Annotated in this window: 12 protein-coding genes; 2 read left to right on the top strand and 10 right to left on the bottom strand. The window is 74.2% G+C overall.

The window, feature by feature from the left end; translation table 11 throughout:
• Positions 1–193 precede the first annotated feature (193 nt).
• The 7 genes from ACWDBB_RS35270 to ACWDBB_RS35240 form a co-directional block, all read right to left on the bottom strand.
• Positions 194–1,225 carry an NAD-dependent epimerase/dehydratase family protein gene (locus ACWDBB_RS35270; protein WP_449793491.1) on the bottom strand — a complete coding sequence of 344 codons (1,032 nt, stop codon included), beginning with the start codon at positions 1,223–1,225 and terminating at the stop codon, positions 194–196.
• Positions 1,226–1,242: 17 nt separating this feature from the next.
• On the bottom strand, positions 1,243–1,821 hold the full coding sequence (locus ACWDBB_RS35265; RefSeq protein WP_449793490.1) for a flavin reductase family protein: 579 nt from the start codon (positions 1,819–1,821) through the stop codon (positions 1,243–1,245).
• Positions 1,818–2,315 (bottom strand): acyl-CoA thioesterase, encoded by a 498-nt coding sequence (locus ACWDBB_RS35260; protein WP_449793489.1) that lies wholly within the window; start codon positions 2,313–2,315, stop codon positions 1,818–1,820. The genes ACWDBB_RS35265 and ACWDBB_RS35260 overlap by 4 nt, the downstream gene beginning before the upstream one ends.
• Positions 2,315–8,197 (bottom strand): type I polyketide synthase, encoded by a 5,883-nt coding sequence (locus ACWDBB_RS35255; protein WP_449793488.1) that lies wholly within the window; start codon positions 8,195–8,197, stop codon positions 2,315–2,317. The genes ACWDBB_RS35260 and ACWDBB_RS35255 overlap by 1 nt, the downstream gene beginning before the upstream one ends.
• A gap of 284 nt (positions 8,198–8,481) precedes the next feature.
• Complete coding sequence (locus ACWDBB_RS35250; RefSeq protein ID WP_449793487.1) at positions 8,482–9,549, bottom strand: carboxymuconolactone decarboxylase family protein; 1,068 nt, start codon at positions 9,547–9,549, stop codon at positions 8,482–8,484.
• A 49-nt stretch (positions 9,550–9,598) separates the two neighbouring features.
• Positions 9,599–11,254 carry a GMC family oxidoreductase N-terminal domain-containing protein gene (locus tag ACWDBB_RS35245; protein WP_449793486.1) on the bottom strand — a complete coding sequence of 552 codons (1,656 nt, stop codon included), beginning with the start codon at positions 11,252–11,254 and terminating at the stop codon, positions 9,599–9,601.
• Complete coding sequence (locus ACWDBB_RS35240) at positions 11,251–11,781, bottom strand: DUF5987 family protein (protein WP_449793485.1); 531 nt, start codon at positions 11,779–11,781, stop codon at positions 11,251–11,253. The genes ACWDBB_RS35245 and ACWDBB_RS35240 overlap by 4 nt, the downstream gene beginning before the upstream one ends.
• Positions 11,782–12,229: 448 nt before the next feature.
• Between ACWDBB_RS35240 and ACWDBB_RS35235 the strand changes: the two genes are divergently transcribed.
• Entirely contained in the window at positions 12,230–13,009 is a 780-nt protein-coding gene (locus tag ACWDBB_RS35235; protein WP_392870656.1) for a helix-turn-helix transcriptional regulator, read from the top strand.
• A 138-nt stretch (positions 13,010–13,147) separates the two neighbouring features.
• On the opposite strand, the gene ACWDBB_RS35230 is transcribed toward ACWDBB_RS35235, so the two are convergent.
• The 3 genes from ACWDBB_RS35230 to ACWDBB_RS35220 all read right to left on the bottom strand — a co-directional run bounded on the left by ACWDBB_RS35230 (position 13,148) and on the right by ACWDBB_RS35220 (position 16,528).
• Positions 13,148–14,506 (bottom strand): cytochrome P450, encoded by a 1,359-nt coding sequence (locus ACWDBB_RS35230; RefSeq protein ID WP_392870653.1) that lies wholly within the window; start codon positions 14,504–14,506, stop codon positions 13,148–13,150.
• Positions 14,507–14,508: 2 nt separating this feature from the next.
• On the bottom strand, positions 14,509–15,483 hold the full coding sequence (locus ACWDBB_RS35225; protein WP_449793484.1) for a DUF1702 family protein: 975 nt from the start codon (positions 15,481–15,483) through the stop codon (positions 14,509–14,511).
• Between the two features lie 64 nt (positions 15,484–15,547).
• Complete coding sequence (locus ACWDBB_RS35220; RefSeq protein WP_449793483.1) at positions 15,548–16,528, bottom strand: DUF1702 family protein; 981 nt, start codon at positions 16,526–16,528, stop codon at positions 15,548–15,550.
• Positions 16,529–16,776: 248 nt separating this feature from the next.
• Between ACWDBB_RS35220 and ACWDBB_RS35215 the strand changes: the two genes are divergently transcribed.
• Complete coding sequence (locus ACWDBB_RS35215) at positions 16,777–17,502, top strand: maleylpyruvate isomerase family mycothiol-dependent enzyme (protein ID WP_449793482.1); 726 nt, start codon at positions 16,777–16,779, stop codon at positions 17,500–17,502.
• Positions 17,503–17,560: the final 58 nt, after the last annotated feature.

Raw genomic sequence — 17,560 nt, 5'->3', positions numbered from 1 at the left:
GTACGGGGACGCGACCGCGCTGGGCGCCCTGGCCGCCGAGTGGTCCACCGCGCCGGAGGCCGCGCCCGCCGTCGACGCCCCCGACCGCGCGGACTCGGGTCCGCCGCGGCCGGCCGTCGGGATGGCCGTCAGGATGGCCGTCGGAGGCGTCTCAGGCCTTCCGTCCCAGGCCTTCCCTCTCAGGCCCTCCGCCTCACACCTTCCCGTCCCCGCCGAGCAGGCCGGCCTGGGCTGCGGTCAGCCGGCCCTGGGCGTGCAGCCAGCGCACCGTGTCCGCCATGGTCTCGGCGGTCGGCCTCGGAGTCAGCCCGCCGGTGCTCGCGGCGGGGTCGACCGGGGTCGCGCAGGCGCAGGTGTAGACGGCGCCGTACTCGGCGGGGATGTGCCAGGGCCAGCCGCGCTGGACCAGGGTGGCCAGGGCGCCGACCGGCAGCATGGCCCGGGCCGGGAGGAAGACCGCGGGCAGGCGCCGCCCGGTGACCTCCCGCAGGGTCCGCACGTACTGCCGGGTGGGCAGGTGGTGGCCGGGCCCGAAGTGCCGGTCGGAACCGGCCCGCGGCGCGGTCAGCAGCCTGGCGTGCAGCCGCGCGGTGTCGCGGACGTCGCCGACCGGGAAGCCGCCGAGCGGCCAGATCGGCATCAGCCCGCGCAGGGCGTTGCGCAGCCGGGCGTTCTGGTCGCCCAGCCCCGGGTCCCGCGGGCCGAGCAGTGCGGGCGGGTAGCTGATGACCACCGGCGCGCCGTCCCGCTGGTGGGCCCGGGCGATCCGCTCGGCCGCGGCCTTGGTCGCCATGTACGTGTCCCGGGGACGGCCGACCGGGGAGTGCTCCCCGAGCGGCCGTCCGGGGGACGGCAGCAGGGCGACGATGCTGGAGACGTGGACGATCGGGTCGGCGCCCGACCGGCGGGCGGCCGCCAGCACCAGCTCCGTCCCCCGTTCGTTGGTCCGGCGCATCCGCGCGTTGTGCCGGCTGTCGAAGGAGTACACGGCGGCCGCGTGGAGCACGGCGTCGGCGCCGCGCACCGCGCGGGCCGCGCCGCCCTCGTCGGTCACGTCCCCGACGACCAGGTCGACGGCGCCCGGGTCCACCTCCAGCAGGCCGAGGGCCCGCTCCGCCGCGGCCGGGTCGCGGACCAGCATCCGCACCCGGTGCCCGTCGCGGACCATCGCCGCGACGGAGTGGATGCCGACGAACCCGGTGCCGCCGGTCACGCTCACCAACATCGAGCCCATCCCCCCGCTCAGCCGATCCCGTCCGGGTCCGCGCCGATGCCCCGGTGGAAGGCGCCGCGGTAGAACAGCAGCGCCTGCCGGTCGTCGGCCCAGTCCGCGGCCAGCACCTCGCCGAGGAAGATGGAGTGGTCGCCGCCGTCGTACTGCTCGGCCAGTTTGCACTCCAGCCAGGCCAGCGAGCCGGCCAGCAGCGGGGCGCCGGTGAACGGTCCCGGCTGCCAGTCGAGGCCGTGGAACTGCTCGGCCCCGCGCGGCCTGCCCTTGTTCGCGAAGTACCGTGCCAGCGGCTCCTGCTCGGCGCCGAGTACGGAGACCGCGAAGGACCTGGTGACGGTGATCGCCTCGTGCATGGTCGCGGAGCGGGCAACGCAGCAGAGCACCATCGGCGGTTCCAGGGAGACCGAGCTGAACGCGTTGGCGGTCATCCCGTGGACGTACTCGCCGCCGGTGGTCATCACCGTGATCCCGGTGGCGAACCTGGCCATCGTCTCGCGCAGGGCGCCCGGCAGGACGGCCCGGTTCTCGGTGGCCGGCCTCCGTACGTCCGCCGGCCGGGCGTTGACCGGCAGCCGGCCGTTGCCGATCACAGCGCCCGCCCCGTCTCCACCGGCCCGCCGGGCGCGGCCTGCGCCGCGACGGCCCGCGCGACGGCCGGCCCCTCGGCGTACGGGGCCAGCGCCAGGCGCAGTTCCTCGGGCACCCGGGCGGGGACGGTGGCCGTGTTCGGCCCGCGCATGCACGCGATCCGCTGCCGGCCGCGGGCGACCAGGTTCTCCTGTTCGCCGTCGATCCGCAGGTAGTCGAAGGTGAACTGGATCTGGGTCTGGGTCAGTTCCTCCAGGCGCATCCGGACGGACAGCTCGTCGAAGGAGGTGATCTCGGCGAAGAAGTCGCACTCCACCTTGAGGGTGAACAGCTTGAGGTCGTCCCGCAGTTCGGCGAGCACCCCCGGCGCCTTGTCCTTGAGGAACATCTCCCGGCAACGCCCCTGCCAGCGCAGGTAGTTCACGTAGTAGACGTTGCCGACGAGGTTGGTCTCCTCGAATCCGACGGTGTGCCGGATCTCGTAGTAGGACGACATCAGTTCTCCTTCCCGACGAGGACCGCGAAGAGCACCGGCTCCGTGCGGTCGTTGACGGTGGTCACCCAGGTGGCGACGGCCGCGTCACCGGCGGACAGCACGACCCAGCCGCCGGGGTGGACGCGGTCGAGCGTCAGCGCCTGGGTGGTCGCACCGGACTTGCGCAGGCACTCCAGCGCGCTCCAGACCCTGGTGCCGGCCACCGCCGGGCTGCAGCCCGCCTCGGCCACCAGCAGGTCCCGCAGGGCGAGTTGGCCGGCGCCCAGCAGCGCGTCCCAGTCCTCGGCGGTCCGCTCCAGGACGGTCTCGACATCGCAGGCGAGCCGCCCCCGCCCGGCCACCGCCAGGGTGAGTCCGGGGCCGTGCGAGGCCGACACGGTGACTCCTTCGAGCCCGGGCGCGCCGGCGAGTTCGGGCTTGCCGTCCGGGCGGTGGCGCAGTTCCACCGGCCGGCCCAGCGCCCGGCCGAGGGCGGTCTCGGTGCGGGCCCTGCGGTCGCCGTCCGCGGCGCCGGTCTCCGCCGTGGCGTCCGCCGCGGGTTCGACGACGACCGCGCGGCTGCCGCCCAGCACCCGTTCCAGGCCGCGCTCCAGGTACGAGCCGAGCATCGCGGGCACCCACGGGCCGGCGCCGTCGCGCTTGCGGACGGCGACCAGGGTCAGCCCCTCCCAGCGCTCGACGACCTTCCCGGACGGGGTCCGCACGTCGACGTCGTAGACGTAGCTGTCACCGTCCTGCGAGCGCTCCCTGGCGTCGAGCACCACGTACTCGGTGTCCTGGTCGGCCGGATCGGCCAGCCAGAGCCGCTCGATGCCCTGCGGCAGCAGGGTGGCGTCCGGCACGCAGCACTGGATGGCGTGCATCATCGCGTCCCGGGTGCCGGGGTCGGCGAGCAGCTGGTCCTGCGGCAGGTAGGCCGCGAACCACGGCGCCTGGGCGGTGGTGGAGATCTCCGCCAGCGCGTGCCGGGCGCCGGCCCGCCGGTACTCCAGCAGGCGCTGGAACCGCTTGCCCTGGAAGAGCACGCTGCCGTACAGCTCGGTCACCGGGTCCACCGGCACCGCCGGCAGGCCGAACCCATCCGGCACCGGGGTGTCGGGCACCTCGGTCCTGGGGTAGCGCAGCCTGGCCCGGAAGTGGTCGGCCGCGAAGTCGGTGCCCTCGCTGCGCAGCACCACGTCGACCGTTTCGGGGTCCCGGACCAGGGCCGCGATCCGGATGGTGGTCGAGCCGCCCGGCCGGACCACCACGGGGCGGCGGAACTCGACGTCCTCCAGCAGCGGCGGGCCCTGGTGGCCGCTCACCGCGGCGGCGACCTGGGCCATCGCCTCCATGCCGAGCACGGCCGGGAAGAGCAGGTCGTCCTGGAGCCGGTGGTCGCTCAGGTACGGGTCGCCGCCCTCGGTCAGCTCGGTCTCGGTGATCAGCTCGATGTCCGGGTGGTGCGCGACCACCCGCTCCACGAACCTGGTCAGCGGCAGCTCGCGCCGGGCTGTGGTGAGGGTCGGCAGGCCGCCGGCCCGGCCGCTGACCACCAGGACGGGGCCGGCCGACGGGTCCGCGAGCACCTCGCGCAGCACCTGGATGCCGTTCTCGGTGGAGATCGGCGTGATGCCCTCGCGGATCAGCGCCTCGACGACGCCGAGCCGTTCGCCCATGCCGGCGCCGGACCAGACGGACCACTCCAGGGCGATCGCCCGGGCCTTCGGGTGGCGCTGCTGGAACCGGAGCGTCAGCTCGGTCATCCAGTCGTTGGCGGTGGCGTAGTGCGCCTCGCCGCGCAGTCCGGCCCGGCCGATGATCGAGCCGAAGGTGATCAGCAGCTTCAGGCGGTCGGGTTCGACGGCCGCCAGGACGGCCTCCAGGCCTTCGGTCTTGGGTGCCAGGGTCCGGTGGAAGTCCTCGACGGTGAGCGCGTCCAGGGCGGCCGGTTGGTTGCGTCCCGCGCCGTGCAGCACCGCGGTGACCGGGCCGAGCCCGCTCTCCAGCAGGGCCACCGCGGCAGCGGTCTCCTCGGGCGAGGTCACGTCGGCGCGGGCGTACCGGTAGCGCAGGCCGGCGGCGTCCATCCGGGCGAGGTTCCCGGCGAGTTCGCGGTCGGCGGCCGGATCGGCGCGGCCGATCAGGGCCAGGGCCGCACCGGAGTCCTGCGCCATCGCGAGGGCGCACTCGGCGGTGATGCCCTTGCCGCCGCCTGTGACCAGCAGGACGTCCCGGGCGTCGAGCGGGGACTGGCCCTCGGCCGCCGGACGCAGCTGCAGCGGCCGGAGCACCGGGACGGTGCGGCGGCCGTCCGGCTGGTACCGGACCTCCGCGAAGCCGGCCGTGGCGGCGGTCTCGGCGACCACCCGGGCCACCGCCTCCTCGCGGGCCGCGCCCTCGGGGGCGGTGTCGGGCAGCTCGACCACCGTGGTCGGGACGGACGGGTGCTCCAGGTGCAGGGTCTTCGCCAGCCCGGCGGCCCCGAGCCGGTGCTGGACCACGACCAGCCGGGTGCCCTCGGGGGCGGCCAGCACGGCCCGACCCGCGGTCAGGAAGAGTTCCGCGTCGTCCGGTCCGCACGCGTCCGGGAGGCAGAGCAGCACGCCGTCGCCGAGGCCCGCCGCCGCGAGCGCGGTGCGCAGCGGCTCGGCGAGCGGGTGGCCGGGCGTGCTGTAGGCCGTCCACGCTCCGGCGGAGTCCTGGGGGCCGGACTGCGGCCAGGCCGCCGGGGTGGGCAGGGCGGGCCGGGCGGCCTCCAGGTGCTCGACCGCGAAGGGCCGCACCCACGGGGCCACGCCTGCGACCTCGGCCGCCGACTCGCCGCCGTCCTGCGCGGTGTCCGCCAGCTGGTCGATCAGCTCCGCGATCCCGCCGAGGTTGACGGTCGCGTAGTTGGGGGTCGCGGCGAGCACCGGCCGGCCGAGCGCCCGGGTGACGTCGTTGACGATCTGGCCGATGGTGATGGAGCTCAGGTGCAGGTCGTCCATCGGGTGGGTCTGCGCGGTGACGGAGTCCAGCGGCAGCTCGACCCGCTCGGCGGCGAGCCTGCGCAGCAGCTCCAGGGTGGAGTCCGCGCCGGTGTCCGCGGCCCCGGGCTGTCCGGCGGGCGCGTCCACGGCCTGGCCGCCGTCCTGCGCGGCCAGCTCCGCGTCGATGGCCGGGGCCGCCTCGCAGGGGTTGGCCAGGAAGGTCATCGCGCCGTCGGCGGGCAGTGGCCGGAGCAGGCGGTCGCCGAACAGCGCCTGGGTCCGGACGGGCACGCCGAGCACGTACGCGGCGCCGGCGATCCTCAGCAGCGGGCCGAGGGAGGCGCTGTCGGTGTCGACCGCCAGGGTGGCGCGGTCCGGTGCGATCTCCGCCAGCAGGCCGGACAGCACCCGGCCCGGGCCGACCTCCACGACCAGGTCGGCGCCGTCGACCGCCACGGTGGCGGCCTCCTGGAAGCGGACCGGGAGCAGGACCTGCTCGCGCAGGACCTCACGCAGGTCGGCGGACGGGTCCAGGAGCCGGCCGGTGACGGTGGAGGCGATCGGACGGACCGGCTCGCTGAAGTCGAACTCCGCCAGTTCGGCGGCCATCGCGACCGCGGCCGGCTCGACCAGGGGCGAGTGGAAGGCGTGCGAGACGTTCAGCCGGGTCGCCGTGACGCCCTCGGCCGCGGCCCGGCGGCACACCTCGTCGACCGCCTCGGCGGGGCCGGAGAGCACGGTCTGCCGGGGCCCGTTGTAGCCCGCGACGACCACGTCCAGTCCGGCGGACAGGGCGGCCGCCCGCTCCGGGGTGGCCGCCAGGCCGGCCATCGCGCCGCCTCCGTGGCTGGCCCGGGCCATCACCTGGCCGCGGATCGTGGCCAGGCGCACCACCTGCTCCTCGTCCAGCGCGCCCGCCCAGTGCAGGGCGGTCAGCTCCCCGAGGCTGTGGCCGACGGCGGTGTCGGCCCGGATGCCGAGCGCGTCCAGGACCCGCAGCGCGGCCAGTGAACCGGTGACGATGCGCGGCTGGGCCACCTGGGTGGCGACCTGGTCGGCGCCGGTGGGCGGGGCGGAGGAGCGGAACACCTCCTCCGCCGTGGCGAACCGGCGCCGGATCGCGCCGACGGCGCCGCGGCCCGAGCCCTGGCCCGGGAAGAGGTAGGCGATCCGGGGGGCGGTCCTGGCACGGCCGAGGAAGACGCCCTCGCCGGCCGAGAAGGCCTCCCGCGCTCCGGAGTCGAGCAGGGCGAGGAGCCGTTCCAGGCCGCGCACGGCGTCGTCCGGGCTGGTCGCGACGACGGCGGCGCGCACCGGGCCGCCGGACAGCCGGTCGGCCAGTGTGCCGGCCAGGTCCGCCAGTTCGGCCTGGGCCAGCTTCGGCACCAGGTCGAGCAGCCCGGTCAGCTCGGTGCGCAGCGCGGCCGAATCCGGGCCGTCCAGCAGCAGCAGTTCGGCGTCCTGGCGGCCGGCGACCAGCCGGGTGGTGCGCTCGTCGAGCGCCTCGCGCCGGGCGCTGCCGGGGGCCTGGGTGACGGCGACGTGGGTGTTGATCCCGCCGAAGCCCATGGCCGACACCCCGGCCCTGACCGGCTGGTCGGCCGGCCAGAGTTCGGCCTGGCGCGGGACGTACATGGCCGCCTCGTCGCCGAGCAGGCCCGGGTGCGGGTCGAGGTGGCCGGTGCCCGGGGGGATCACCTGGTGGTGCACGGCGAGGGTCGCCTTGATCAGGCCGGCCACGCCGGCGGCGGCCTTGGTGTGCCCGAAGTTCCCCTTGACCGTGCCGAGCGCGGCCGGACGGGCCGTCGGGTCGGCGGCGCGGCGCGCGGAGGAGAGCGCCTCGATCTCGGTCGCGTCGCCGAGGGCGGTGCCGGTGCCGTGGCCCTCGAAGTAGGAGACCGTCTCGACGCCGTAGCCGGCCCGGTGGTAGGCGCGGGTCAGCGCCAGCCGGTGCCCGCTCGCCTCGGGCCGGGTGATGCCGCCCTTGCCGTCGGAGGAGACGCCCCAGCCGCTGATGCTGGCGTAGATCCGCCGGCCCTGCGCCAGCGCGTCGCGCTCGCGCATCAGGACGAGCATGCCGGAGCCCTCGCCGGGCCAGAAGCCGTTGGAGTCCCGGTCGTAGACCTTCATCTCGCCGGTGGCGAGGGCGCCGGTCTTGGCGAAGCCGATCACCTCGAACGGGTCGATGGAGAGGTCGACCCCGCCGGCGACCGCCACGTCCAGTTCGCCGTCGGCCAGGGCCTTCGCCGCGGTGACGACGGACAGCAGGGAGGAGGAGCAGGCCCCGTCGACCGTGTAGCCGCCGCCGCGCAGGTCGAAGTGGTTGCAGATCCGGCCGGCGATGGTGTTGGCGAGGCCGCCGGCCAGCGAGTCCTCGTCGATGGCGGGGAACGGCGCCTTGTACTGCGGTTCCAGTTCCTGGAGGAACTTCGCCACGTCCCCTTCGGACCAGCCCTGGCCGGTCAGCGCGGCGGCCACCGTGCGGCGCACGTACGGCCACCGAAGCCGCATGATGTTGGCCCGCGAGAATTCCCCGGTGAGGCTGTTTCCGACGACCACGCCGGTGCTCTGGTGGGGAAGTCCGGAACCGTCCGGGAATCCGGCGTCGGAGAGCGCTTCGGCGGCCACGTCGAGGGCCAGCCAGTGCGTCAGGTCGGTGGCCCGGTAGGTGCTTCCGGCGACGCTGTACTTGATGCGGTCGAAGGCGTAGTCCCGCAGGACCGCAGCTTTTTTCGTGTAGTGCCGGTCGGGCGCGCTCCGGTCCTCCGACCAGTAGTCCGCCTGGTTCATGCGCTCGTCCGGCAGCCGCCGGAAGGCCCGCCGACCACCCAGTACGTTCTCCCACAGTTCGCTCGCCGAATTGGCGTCCGGGTAACGGAGGCCGATTCCCACGATAGCGATCCGCTCACTGCTCACGTATTCACCACCCATGGAGATGAATTGACGGCAAATCTGTTGCCGACTCGACACCCTGCACTGTCGTCAATAGTGCGGCGGCGACCGTCCGGCTGTCTTCTCCGAGTTTGCTTTCCGCCTGGTGGGGGGCGGTGCTTTTCCATAACGGTGTGATTCCACGCCGCCGCTATTCGATAACGGCGTCATTTTCCGCGGGCCGGCCCGGGGGCTCCCCGGGGGCCGGCCGGGGCCTTCGCCGGGAACGCGCCGAGGCTCCCGCCGGTCGGCGGGAGCCTCGGGTGTGCGGGCCGTGCGCGGGGTCAGGGCCTGTCTGTCGGGCCCTGTCCGGCGGCCGCGGGAACGCGGTCGGCGAGCCGGGCGCCCAGCTCCCGGGCCGCCGTCAGGGCGGCCCAGGAGGTGAGCTCGATCAGCGTGGCGTCGCCGGGCCGGCCGCGCCGGAACTCGGCGACGAGGCCGTCGTCGACCTGGTACGAGGCCTCGGCGGTCAGCAGGGCCAGCCGGCCCGCCGGACGCTCGTCCCCGGGCAGGGCCGCCACGGCGTCCTCGACCCAGCCGCGGCTGATCCCCGGCGGCCGGCCGTCCCAGTCGGCCAGCCGGTCGGCCAGCAGGGCGCGGACGCCGTCCGGCACCGACCTGGCCCCCGCCGCGTCGATCGCGGCGGCCGCCCGGGCGAAGGCGCCGGCCACGCTGGGGGTGCCCGCCGCCCAGCGCAGGTCCTGCGGCAGCGGCGCGGAGGGCAGCAGGTCGAGCGAGGTCCCGGCCGGCGGGGCGACGCGCGCGCTGCGGCGCATCAGCCGGCCGAGGACCGCCCTCGCCGCCGTTCTCGCGGCCGCCGGGAGTCCGGTCGGCAGCGGGCTCGGCGCGAGGAACAGGTTGACCATGCGGTTGAGGTAGTGGAAGGTGACCGCCACCCCGACCAGTTCGGGCACCGCCTGCGCGGAGAACGGCGGCGGCGCGCCCTGGTCCCGGTCCGCCCGGAACCAGTCCGCCGACGCCTCGACGGCCGCCCGGGCGCTGCCCGGGGCGGACACCCCGGGCAGCAGCGCGGCCAGCGTCGTCCCGTGCACCTCCACGCAGTACGGGCAGGAGTTGGCGGCCGAGACCGCCGCGGCCACCGCCTCCTTGGTCGCGCGGTCGACCCGCCCGCCGGCGACCAGGGTCTCCCGCAGCATCACCCAGGAGGCGGCGAGCACCGCCGGCGAGGCGGCGTGCAGGCCGATCGGCGGTGCCAGCATGCCGAACTCCCGCTCGACCTCCGCGAAGACGCCGGCCACCTCCTTCCCCGCGTCGGCCGGCCGCACCGGGGCGACCCGGTGGACCTGCGCCATGGACCTGCGCAGGGCCGGCCGCAGGAACGGCGTCGTCATGTGCGTCCTCCTCCAAGCTCGGTCTGGAAGCCCGGTCCGGCGCCGGGCGCTACCGGCGCATCAGGCCGGGCAGCTGCACCTGCACGCCGCGCCGGCCGCTGGTGGCGCCGTCCGGCGCGGGCGCGCCGTACTTGACGTTCACGCCGCGCTGCTGCGCGGCGGCCACGATGCCCGGGACCGCGCGCTCGGCGAGCGCCGAGATGGTCAGCGCGGGGTTGACCGTGAGCGCCCCCGGGACGGCGGAGCCGTCGGTGACGAAGATGCCCGGGTGGTTGCGCAGTTCCTGCCGGTCGTCGAGCGCCGAGGTCCGCGGGTCGTCGCCGATCCGGCAGGACGCCAGCGGGTGCACCGTGTAGGCGCCCACCAGGTCGTTGGTCCACGGCATGACACGGGCGAGTCCGTCGCGCTCCAGGATGTCCTTCACCACGGCGTCCGAATCGGCCCAGGCGCGCAGGGTGTTGGCGGTCGGCCGGTACGAGATCGGCCCGCGCCCGAGCATCTGCTGGGAGATCCGCTGCGCGTTGCCGGTGGGCGGCGGCGGGCCGAAGACGCCCTCGTTGTCGTCCTCGATCATGGTGAAGACGGTCAGCCAGGACTGCCACTGCCGGACCAGTTCCTTCTTCTCCACGCCGAACCAGCTGGGCCCGCTCGCGTCGGGCACCTGCGCCAGGATGGTGCCGAACCCCGGCGGGAAGTAGAGCTGTTCCAGGGAGAACCGGGAGTGTTCCGGCAGCGAGCCGTCGAGGTTGTCCCAGCTCGCCACGACCGGGCCCTTGCCGATCTGGTTGGCCCGGAACGCCGGGCCGTCGGAGCGCTTGAGCCCCAGCAGGTCGCGGGCCTTGTCCTCGTCGACGATGGCCGTGTTGAGGCGCTCCCCGTTGCCGGAGAAGTAGCGGCCCACGGCGTGCGGCATCTCGCCCAGGGCCGCCTCGGAGCGCTGGAGGATCACCGGGGTGGCGCCGGCGCCGGCGGCGAGCACGACGATCTTCGCGTCGATCGTGCCGCTGCCGACGTGCACCCGGTAGTCCTCGTCGTCGACGACGCTGTAGTGCACCCGGTAGCCGCCGTCGTCCGTCCGGGTCAGTTGCTGCACCTCGTGCAGCGGCCGGATCTCGGCGCCGTGCGCGAGGGCGGCCGGCAGGTAGTTCAGCAGCAGGGAGCGCTTGGCGTCGAAGCGGCAACCGGACATCATCCAGTTGCAGTTGGTGCACTTCGCCCGGTCGATGGCGGCCGGGACGGGGTTGGCGGTGCGCCCCGCGTGCTCGCAGGCCGCGGCGAACAGCCCGCCCGAGTAGGTGACGTCGTTCCAGTCCTGCTGGGTGATGGGCAGCGCCTCGGCCACCCGGTCGTACCAGGGGTCGAGGACGTCCCGGTCGATGGCGGCCGGCCACATCCGCCGGCCGATGCTGCCGCGGCGCTCGAAGACGAACCGCGGCGCGCGCGGCATCGCGGCGAAGTACACCACGCTGCCGCCCCCGACGCAGTTGCCGCCGAGCAGGCTCATGCCGTCGCCCACCACGAAGTCGAAGATCCGGGTGTACGAGGAGCCGAGCAGGAAGTCGTGGTCGAAGTCGTCGGCCTTCAGCCAGGGGCCGCGCTCCAGGATGGTGACCTTGGCGCCGCCGGCCGCCAGGTGGTAGGCCGCGATGGCGCCGCCGAAGCCGCTGCCCACGATCAGGACGTCGGTGCTCTCGGTGCTTGTCATGCGGGACTCCCTGAAGACGTGGTGTCCGGGTGGGGATCGGCCAGCTGCTTGCCGTACGAGAAGTCGGGGAACCGCCACAGGCCGTCCTCGTCCGGCTTCATGAACCCCATCGCCGTGAGGCCCGGGTGGCCCGCCGCGAGCGCGTCCGCGGTGTGCATGTGGGCGGCGGTGTCGAAGGCCATGTTGGCGAACAGCGCCAGCAGGACCCACAGTTCACGTTCCTGGTGCTCCTTCCCGGTCAGTTCCTGCACCAGGCCGGTCCGGTCCGCGAACGGCAGCGCGACGAACGGCGGCACCGAGTCGTCGAGCCGCAGGCCGTGGTCGTCCGCGTACGCGCTCGCGTGGCGGTTCAGGGCCTGCTCGTAGTCGTCCAGGGCGTCCGACAGTCCGGTCGCCGGCGTCTCCAGCAACTCGATGGCGCCCGCCTGGACGGCGCCGCCGCCGGTCGAGGCGCCGGCCACCGCCCGGTCGTCGGGGGAACGCTTCTCGCCCGGGACGATCGTGTCCGCGAACGCTTCGAGCGTCATGGTCCGGTAATCGTGTCGATCCGAGGTAGGCGAGCCCACCGGCATCTCCTCAGGGGCTTGTCGAAAAGCGGGCCCGGCACGCACCGGCCGTCCCGATTCGCATACGCGACAGTGGCATCGTGCGCGCAATACGCCCCCGCAAGCATCTCCTGTGTTGCTGATGGCCTCCGGGGCCGTTCAAACATGAATTCCGGGACATCTCACCGGACGGCATGCCGAGGGCACGTGCCACCGGACCATTGCGTCTGTCATGTGCCTGCTGCTACGGTCGTCACTTGCTATGGCCGGCGACACTTTTCAGCTTCGCCTTTACCGAAGGGGGCCTCCCTTCGCTTGCCTGGCACCTCGTCAGTCGGCCTGTCAGCGCGGCCGCGACTTTCGTTCCCGATCATCGCAAGGGTGGAATCTCTGTTCATCCGCAGGTGCGGCGGAGAAGCTGGAGTCAATCATGACAACTGCCATCGAGCAAGCTGTTTCCCGGGCCATCGAGACCATGCACGAGAACATCGGCGAGCTGCTGACCATAGACGACATGGCGCAGGCCGCCATGTACAGCAAATTCCACTTCTCCCGTGAATTCCAGCGAATGACCGGGGTTTCGCCGAGGCGCTTCCTCTCCGCCATCCGCCTCGAAACGGCCAAGCGCCTCCTCATCGAAACGTCGTTCACGGTGACCGAGATCAGCCACCGCGTCGGGTACAACAGCGTCGGCACCTTCAGCTCACGGTTCGCCAGCAGCGTCGGCGTCCCCCCCACCGTCTACCGCCAGCTCGGGGGTTTCACTCCCCGGATCGAGGTCGACCCGCGCGGCCTGTCCCGGAGCACGGAACTCTCGACCTTCCGCGGCGAGATCCGGGCCCCCATCGCGGGGGACCTCGGCCGGGTGTACGTCGGGCTGTTCCCGACCCGCGTTCCCGAGGGGCGGCCCGCCGCGTGTACCGTCCTCCCCCGCCCCGGCGTCTTCTTATTCGACCAGGTGCCGGCCGGCACCTGGTTCCTGCTGGCGCACTCCGTCCCGGCCGCGTTCGACGAGGTACTGACGGGCGACCGCCCGGTCTCGGTGGGATCGGTCGGACCGATCGAGGTGCGGCCGGACGTGCCGCTGCTGCCGATCGAGCTCCGCCTGCGCCAGGCCCGGGTCCTCGACCCGCCGGTGCTGCTGGCCCTGCTGGACGCCCGGGCGGTGGCGCTGACCGCGCGGGCCGCCCCGATCACCGACACCGCCTGAGCCAGCGGCCCCGGAGCCCGGCTTCGAACCCGCGTCCGCGGAGCGTTCGGAGCCGGGCCCGGGCCCACACACGGAGCCCCCGCGACGATCCCCGGAGGGACGGTCGCGGGGGCTCCGCCGTGCGGCCCCGGGGCCCGGTCAGCCGGCCGGGTGCACGGTCATCGGCAGGCCGCCGCCCACCCGCAGCGACAGCATCGGCTCCGCCACCACCCGGTGGCCCGGCACCTTCCTCAGCCGCAGCTCCCGGGCGACCATGGCGATCGTGAACGTCGCCTCCAGCAGCCCGAGATGGTTGCCGATGCAGAAGCGCGGCCCCGCCCCGAACGGGATGTAGGCGTAGCGCGGCCGGTCGACCGCCCGGTCCCGGTCGAAGCGCTCCGGGTCGAACTGCTCCGGGGCGTCCCAGAACCGGGGGTGGCGGTGCAGGGTGTACGGGCAGATCAGCACGTCGGCGCCGGCCGGGACGTGGTACCCGCCGACCTCGTCGTCCGCCTGGGCCTGCCGCGGCAGGATCCACACCGGCGGGTAGAGCCGCATGACCTCCTCCACCACCATCGAGGTGTACCGCAGGCGGTGCAGGTCCTCGAACTCGGGCAGGCGGTCGCCCAGCACCTCGACGGCCTCGGCGTGCAGCCGGTCCATCACCTCGGGGTGCCGGTCGGCCAGGTAGAAGGTCCAGCCGAGGGTGCTCGCCGTGGTCTCGTGGCCGGCCAGCAGCAGCGTGACCAGCTCGTCGCGCATCCGCTGCCGGGCGACGGCGCGGTCGGGCTCCTGCCGGGTGGCGACGATCAGGCGGGACAGCGCGTCCTCCCCCTCGATCCGGGCGCCGTCGCGGGAGACCCGCTCCGCCACCAGCCGGTCGACCACCCCCTGCAGGTCCTGCCGGGCCCGGCGGAAGCGGAGCTGCTTGGACAGCGGCACCCAGCCGGGCACCATGCCCATGGTGACCATGTCGAACATCGCCTGGTCCTGCACGGCCTCGAAGTCGTGCCCGACCGCCTCGAAGGCGCTGAGGTCGACGTCGAGCAGCGTGCGGCCGAGCACCCCGAGGGTGAGCGCCGTCATCTCCTTGACCACGTCGACCGGCCCGCCGCCCTCGTGCGCCCGCAGCCGGCCGACCAGCTTGGCCGCCTCCTCCGCGACGGCACCGGCCTGCTGGACGATCCGCTTGTGCTGGAAGGCGGGCTGGATCTGCCGGCGCTGCTTGCGCCAGAGTTCCCCCTCGCTGGTCAACAGGCCGTTGCCGAGGGCGCGTCGGGCCTGGGCCAGGCCGATCCCCTTGTGGTAGTTGGCCGCGTTGTCCGCGAGCACGTGCTTGGCGTGGTCGGGGTGGTTGAAGAAGTAGAGCGTCTTGGGGCCCATGGAGATCCGGACCGCGTCGCCGTACTCCGCCGCGGCGGCGCGCATCATCTCCAGCCGGTCCCCCACCAGCCTGCGCAGCAGGACCGGGGCGGCCCGGCGCGGCGGGCCCGGCGGGACCTTCCGCGTGGCGGCCACGGCTAGCACCCCCCGACGTTCCGGAAGCGGTCGGCGATGGCCTGGCGCCACAGCTCGAACGCGGGCACGGGGCCCGGCACCGGCTCGGTCGGCCGCAGCTCCTGGGTCACCGCGGCCGCCTCGACGGGCCCCATGCCGCAGAACACCCGGGTGGCCAACTCCGTGTGCGGCACCAGCAGTCCGGCCCGGATCCGGGCCTCGGCCGCGAACGCGCTGCCCTGCGCGACGATCGCCCGGTGCTCGCCGGCCCGGTCCCGGAACGCGCACAGCTCGGCCTCGTCCACGCCCCCGGCGTAGGTGGCCGCCAGTCCGGCCCCGCCGTAGAGGTCGGAGCGCCTGGACTCCGGGAACTTCTCGATCATGGTCGCGACCAGGTCCGGGTCGGTGCCGCCGACGAACCACAGGGCCCGGCCGATGCCCTGGTCGATCGCGCGGCCGGCGTACGACGGGGCGTCGTGGGCCGGCCAGGGGAACGCCGGGTCCCGGTACTGCCGGTGGACGTACCGGTCGGTGCGGAAGTACGCCTGGTGGAAGCCGTACCCGTCGAGCACCAGCCAGCGCAGCAGCGGGTCGAGCGCGTCGATGTCGGGCCAGAGGAACCTCGGCAGCCGGGCCATCGCCCAGCCGATCCCGACGTACACCATGTAGACGTGGTCGGCGCCGCGGCCCTGGAGGCAGCGGGCCACCGAGCCGCCGCCGGACAGCCGCAGCCCGTCGAGCATGGCGAAGCCCATTCCGGCGCCCTCGTAGGCGAAGCCGCGGAACCGGTCCGGGATCTCCTCCAGCGGGTATTCCGCCTCCGCCGGGTTGCGGGCCTCCACGGCGTGCGCGTAGCCCTCCAGGAAGCGCGCGCCGACCGTCTCCAGGAGTTCCTGGGCGGCCGGCGACTTCCGGTGGAAACCACGTGTTTCCATGAGCGTCTCAGAGGTGCTCGGAGTGAGAATTCGACGTCGGAGCGTCCGCCATGCAGTGGACACGCCTTACTCCTCTCAGGTCTCCCGCGGGGCGGCCGATCCGCCCCGCGGCTGCTTCGCACCGGGCCTAGGCGTCGCCGAAGTGGGCGCGCACGTTCGCCCGCCACCGTTCGTACGGGGGCGGACCGCCGGCGGCGCCCGGGGCGCGGTCGTCCACCGCGCAGTCGTCGGCCGCCTTCGCGGCCGCCTCGACCGACAGGCCGGTCAGGCCGGTCGAGGCGGTCTCGCAGTGCGCGGGGACGAACCCGGCGTACGCGCGCGCCTTGGAGGCGAACACCGAGCCCTGGGCGAGCTGCGCCCGGTGCGGGCCCGCCGCTTCGCACAGCCCGGCCAGGCCGTCGGCCGTGCCGCCGCCGGCGAAGGTCGCGGCCAGTCCCACGCCGCTCCACAGGTCGCCCTGCCGGTCCGCGTCGAACCGCCGCACCGCGTCGGCGACCTGCGCCGGCGAGCCGCCGTGGATGAACCACAGGGCCCGTCCGACGCCCTGGTCGAACGCCCGCGGGAAGTACTCGGGCGCGCCCTGCCACGGGTACGGCTTCGGCCGGCGCTGCTCGTCCACCCAGCGCCGGGTGTGGAAGTAGGCGAGGTCGAAGCCGTAGCCGTCGACGGCCAGCCAGCTCATCGTCGGGTGGTAGGGCGTCCCGGCGAGGTCCGGCAGCACCTTGCGCCACAGCGGCCGCGGCAGCCGCGCCATGGCGAAGCCGATGCCGATGTACGCCAGGAAGATGTGCGGCTGTCCGGGACCGGCCAGCAGGTCCCGGGTGCGGTGGCCCCGGCCCATCGCGTCCAGGACGGTGAAGGCCATGGTGGCGCCCTCGTAGGCGAATCCGCGCTGTTCGGGCTCGACCAGGGCGAGGCGGCGCTCGACCTCCCACTGGCTGCGGGCGTCGATCCCCCACTCGAAGCCGCAGACCACCGCGCGGGGCACCGCCTCCAGCCGTTCGGTGGACTCCGTGGGCGTCACCGGGAACCCGCGCCCGGCGAAGGTCACCGAGGCCAGTGACGGTGTCAATACCAGTCGGCGCAACGATCCCAAGGTCGTCGGCACGATCCCTCCCAGGCTCACATCGGGAATTGACGGCTCCTCCATGCTCCTGACGTCACGTCATGGCCCGCATCTCCACGGTTGCGTTTCCGGGGGCCTCTTCGGACCCGCGTCTTCGGGAGTGCTCCGCGTTCCCTCCGTTCGGCCCGGCCCGGATCCCGGGCGCCACAATGGAACCGGCCCGTACGAGACCGGGTTCCCGGCGTCGTCGGTCCGTCCCCGTGAAGGTCGTCCCACCGAAGGAGAGCCGTATGAGCACGTATCAGCGGAACGCCGAGGCCACGCCCGGGTCGCTCTGGGACCGGGCGCCCGACCACCTCGCCTACCGCGGTTCCCGGGAGAACATCACGGCGCTGCTGGGCGACCGGCCCGGGGTGGCCGGGGTCGCGGTGCCCGCCTGTCCGGAGTGGACCGTGCTGGACCTGGTCGGCCACCTGCTGGAGGTCTGCCGGACGGTGGCCGCCGACGCGCCCGGCAACCTGTGGGAGGTCCCGCACGCCGACTCCGGCGACGGCCTGGACGGCCTGCTCGCCGAGTGGGCGCGGTTGGACGCCCCGGTGGAACGGGTGCTCACCGAGTCCCCCCAACTGCGGCACACCATGCTGATGATGGACGCGTTCACCCACGAGATGGACCTGCGGGCCGCGCTGGGGGAGGCGGCGGTCCCCGACCACCCGTCCTACCCCTCGTCGTTGGACCTGGTCGTCCGGGGCTTCGCCAACGCGGTGCGCACGCAGGGGCTTCCGGCGCTGCGGATCGAGGCGCCGGGGGCCGAGTGGCTGGCCGGCGACGGCGAGCCGGCCGCCGTCCTGCGCGGGCACCGGCACGACCTGCTGCGCTCGCTCACCGGCCGGCGCTCGCTCGACCAGATCGCCGAACTGGCGTGGAGCGACGCGCCGCAGGCCTGGCTGCCCGCGTTCACCTGGGGCCCGTTCCGGCCGCCGGCACGGCCCGTCGAGACGGAGGCCGGGCGCTAGGTTCTGTCCGCGGCCGGCAGAACGGCGCTGTGGCGCTGCCCGGTCCGGGCCGCGCCCC

The organism is Kitasatospora sp. NPDC001095 (assembly GCF_053598615.1).
The sequence above is the reverse complement of the archived record's forward strand: the minus strand, read 5'-3'. Positions and strand labels throughout refer to the sequence as shown.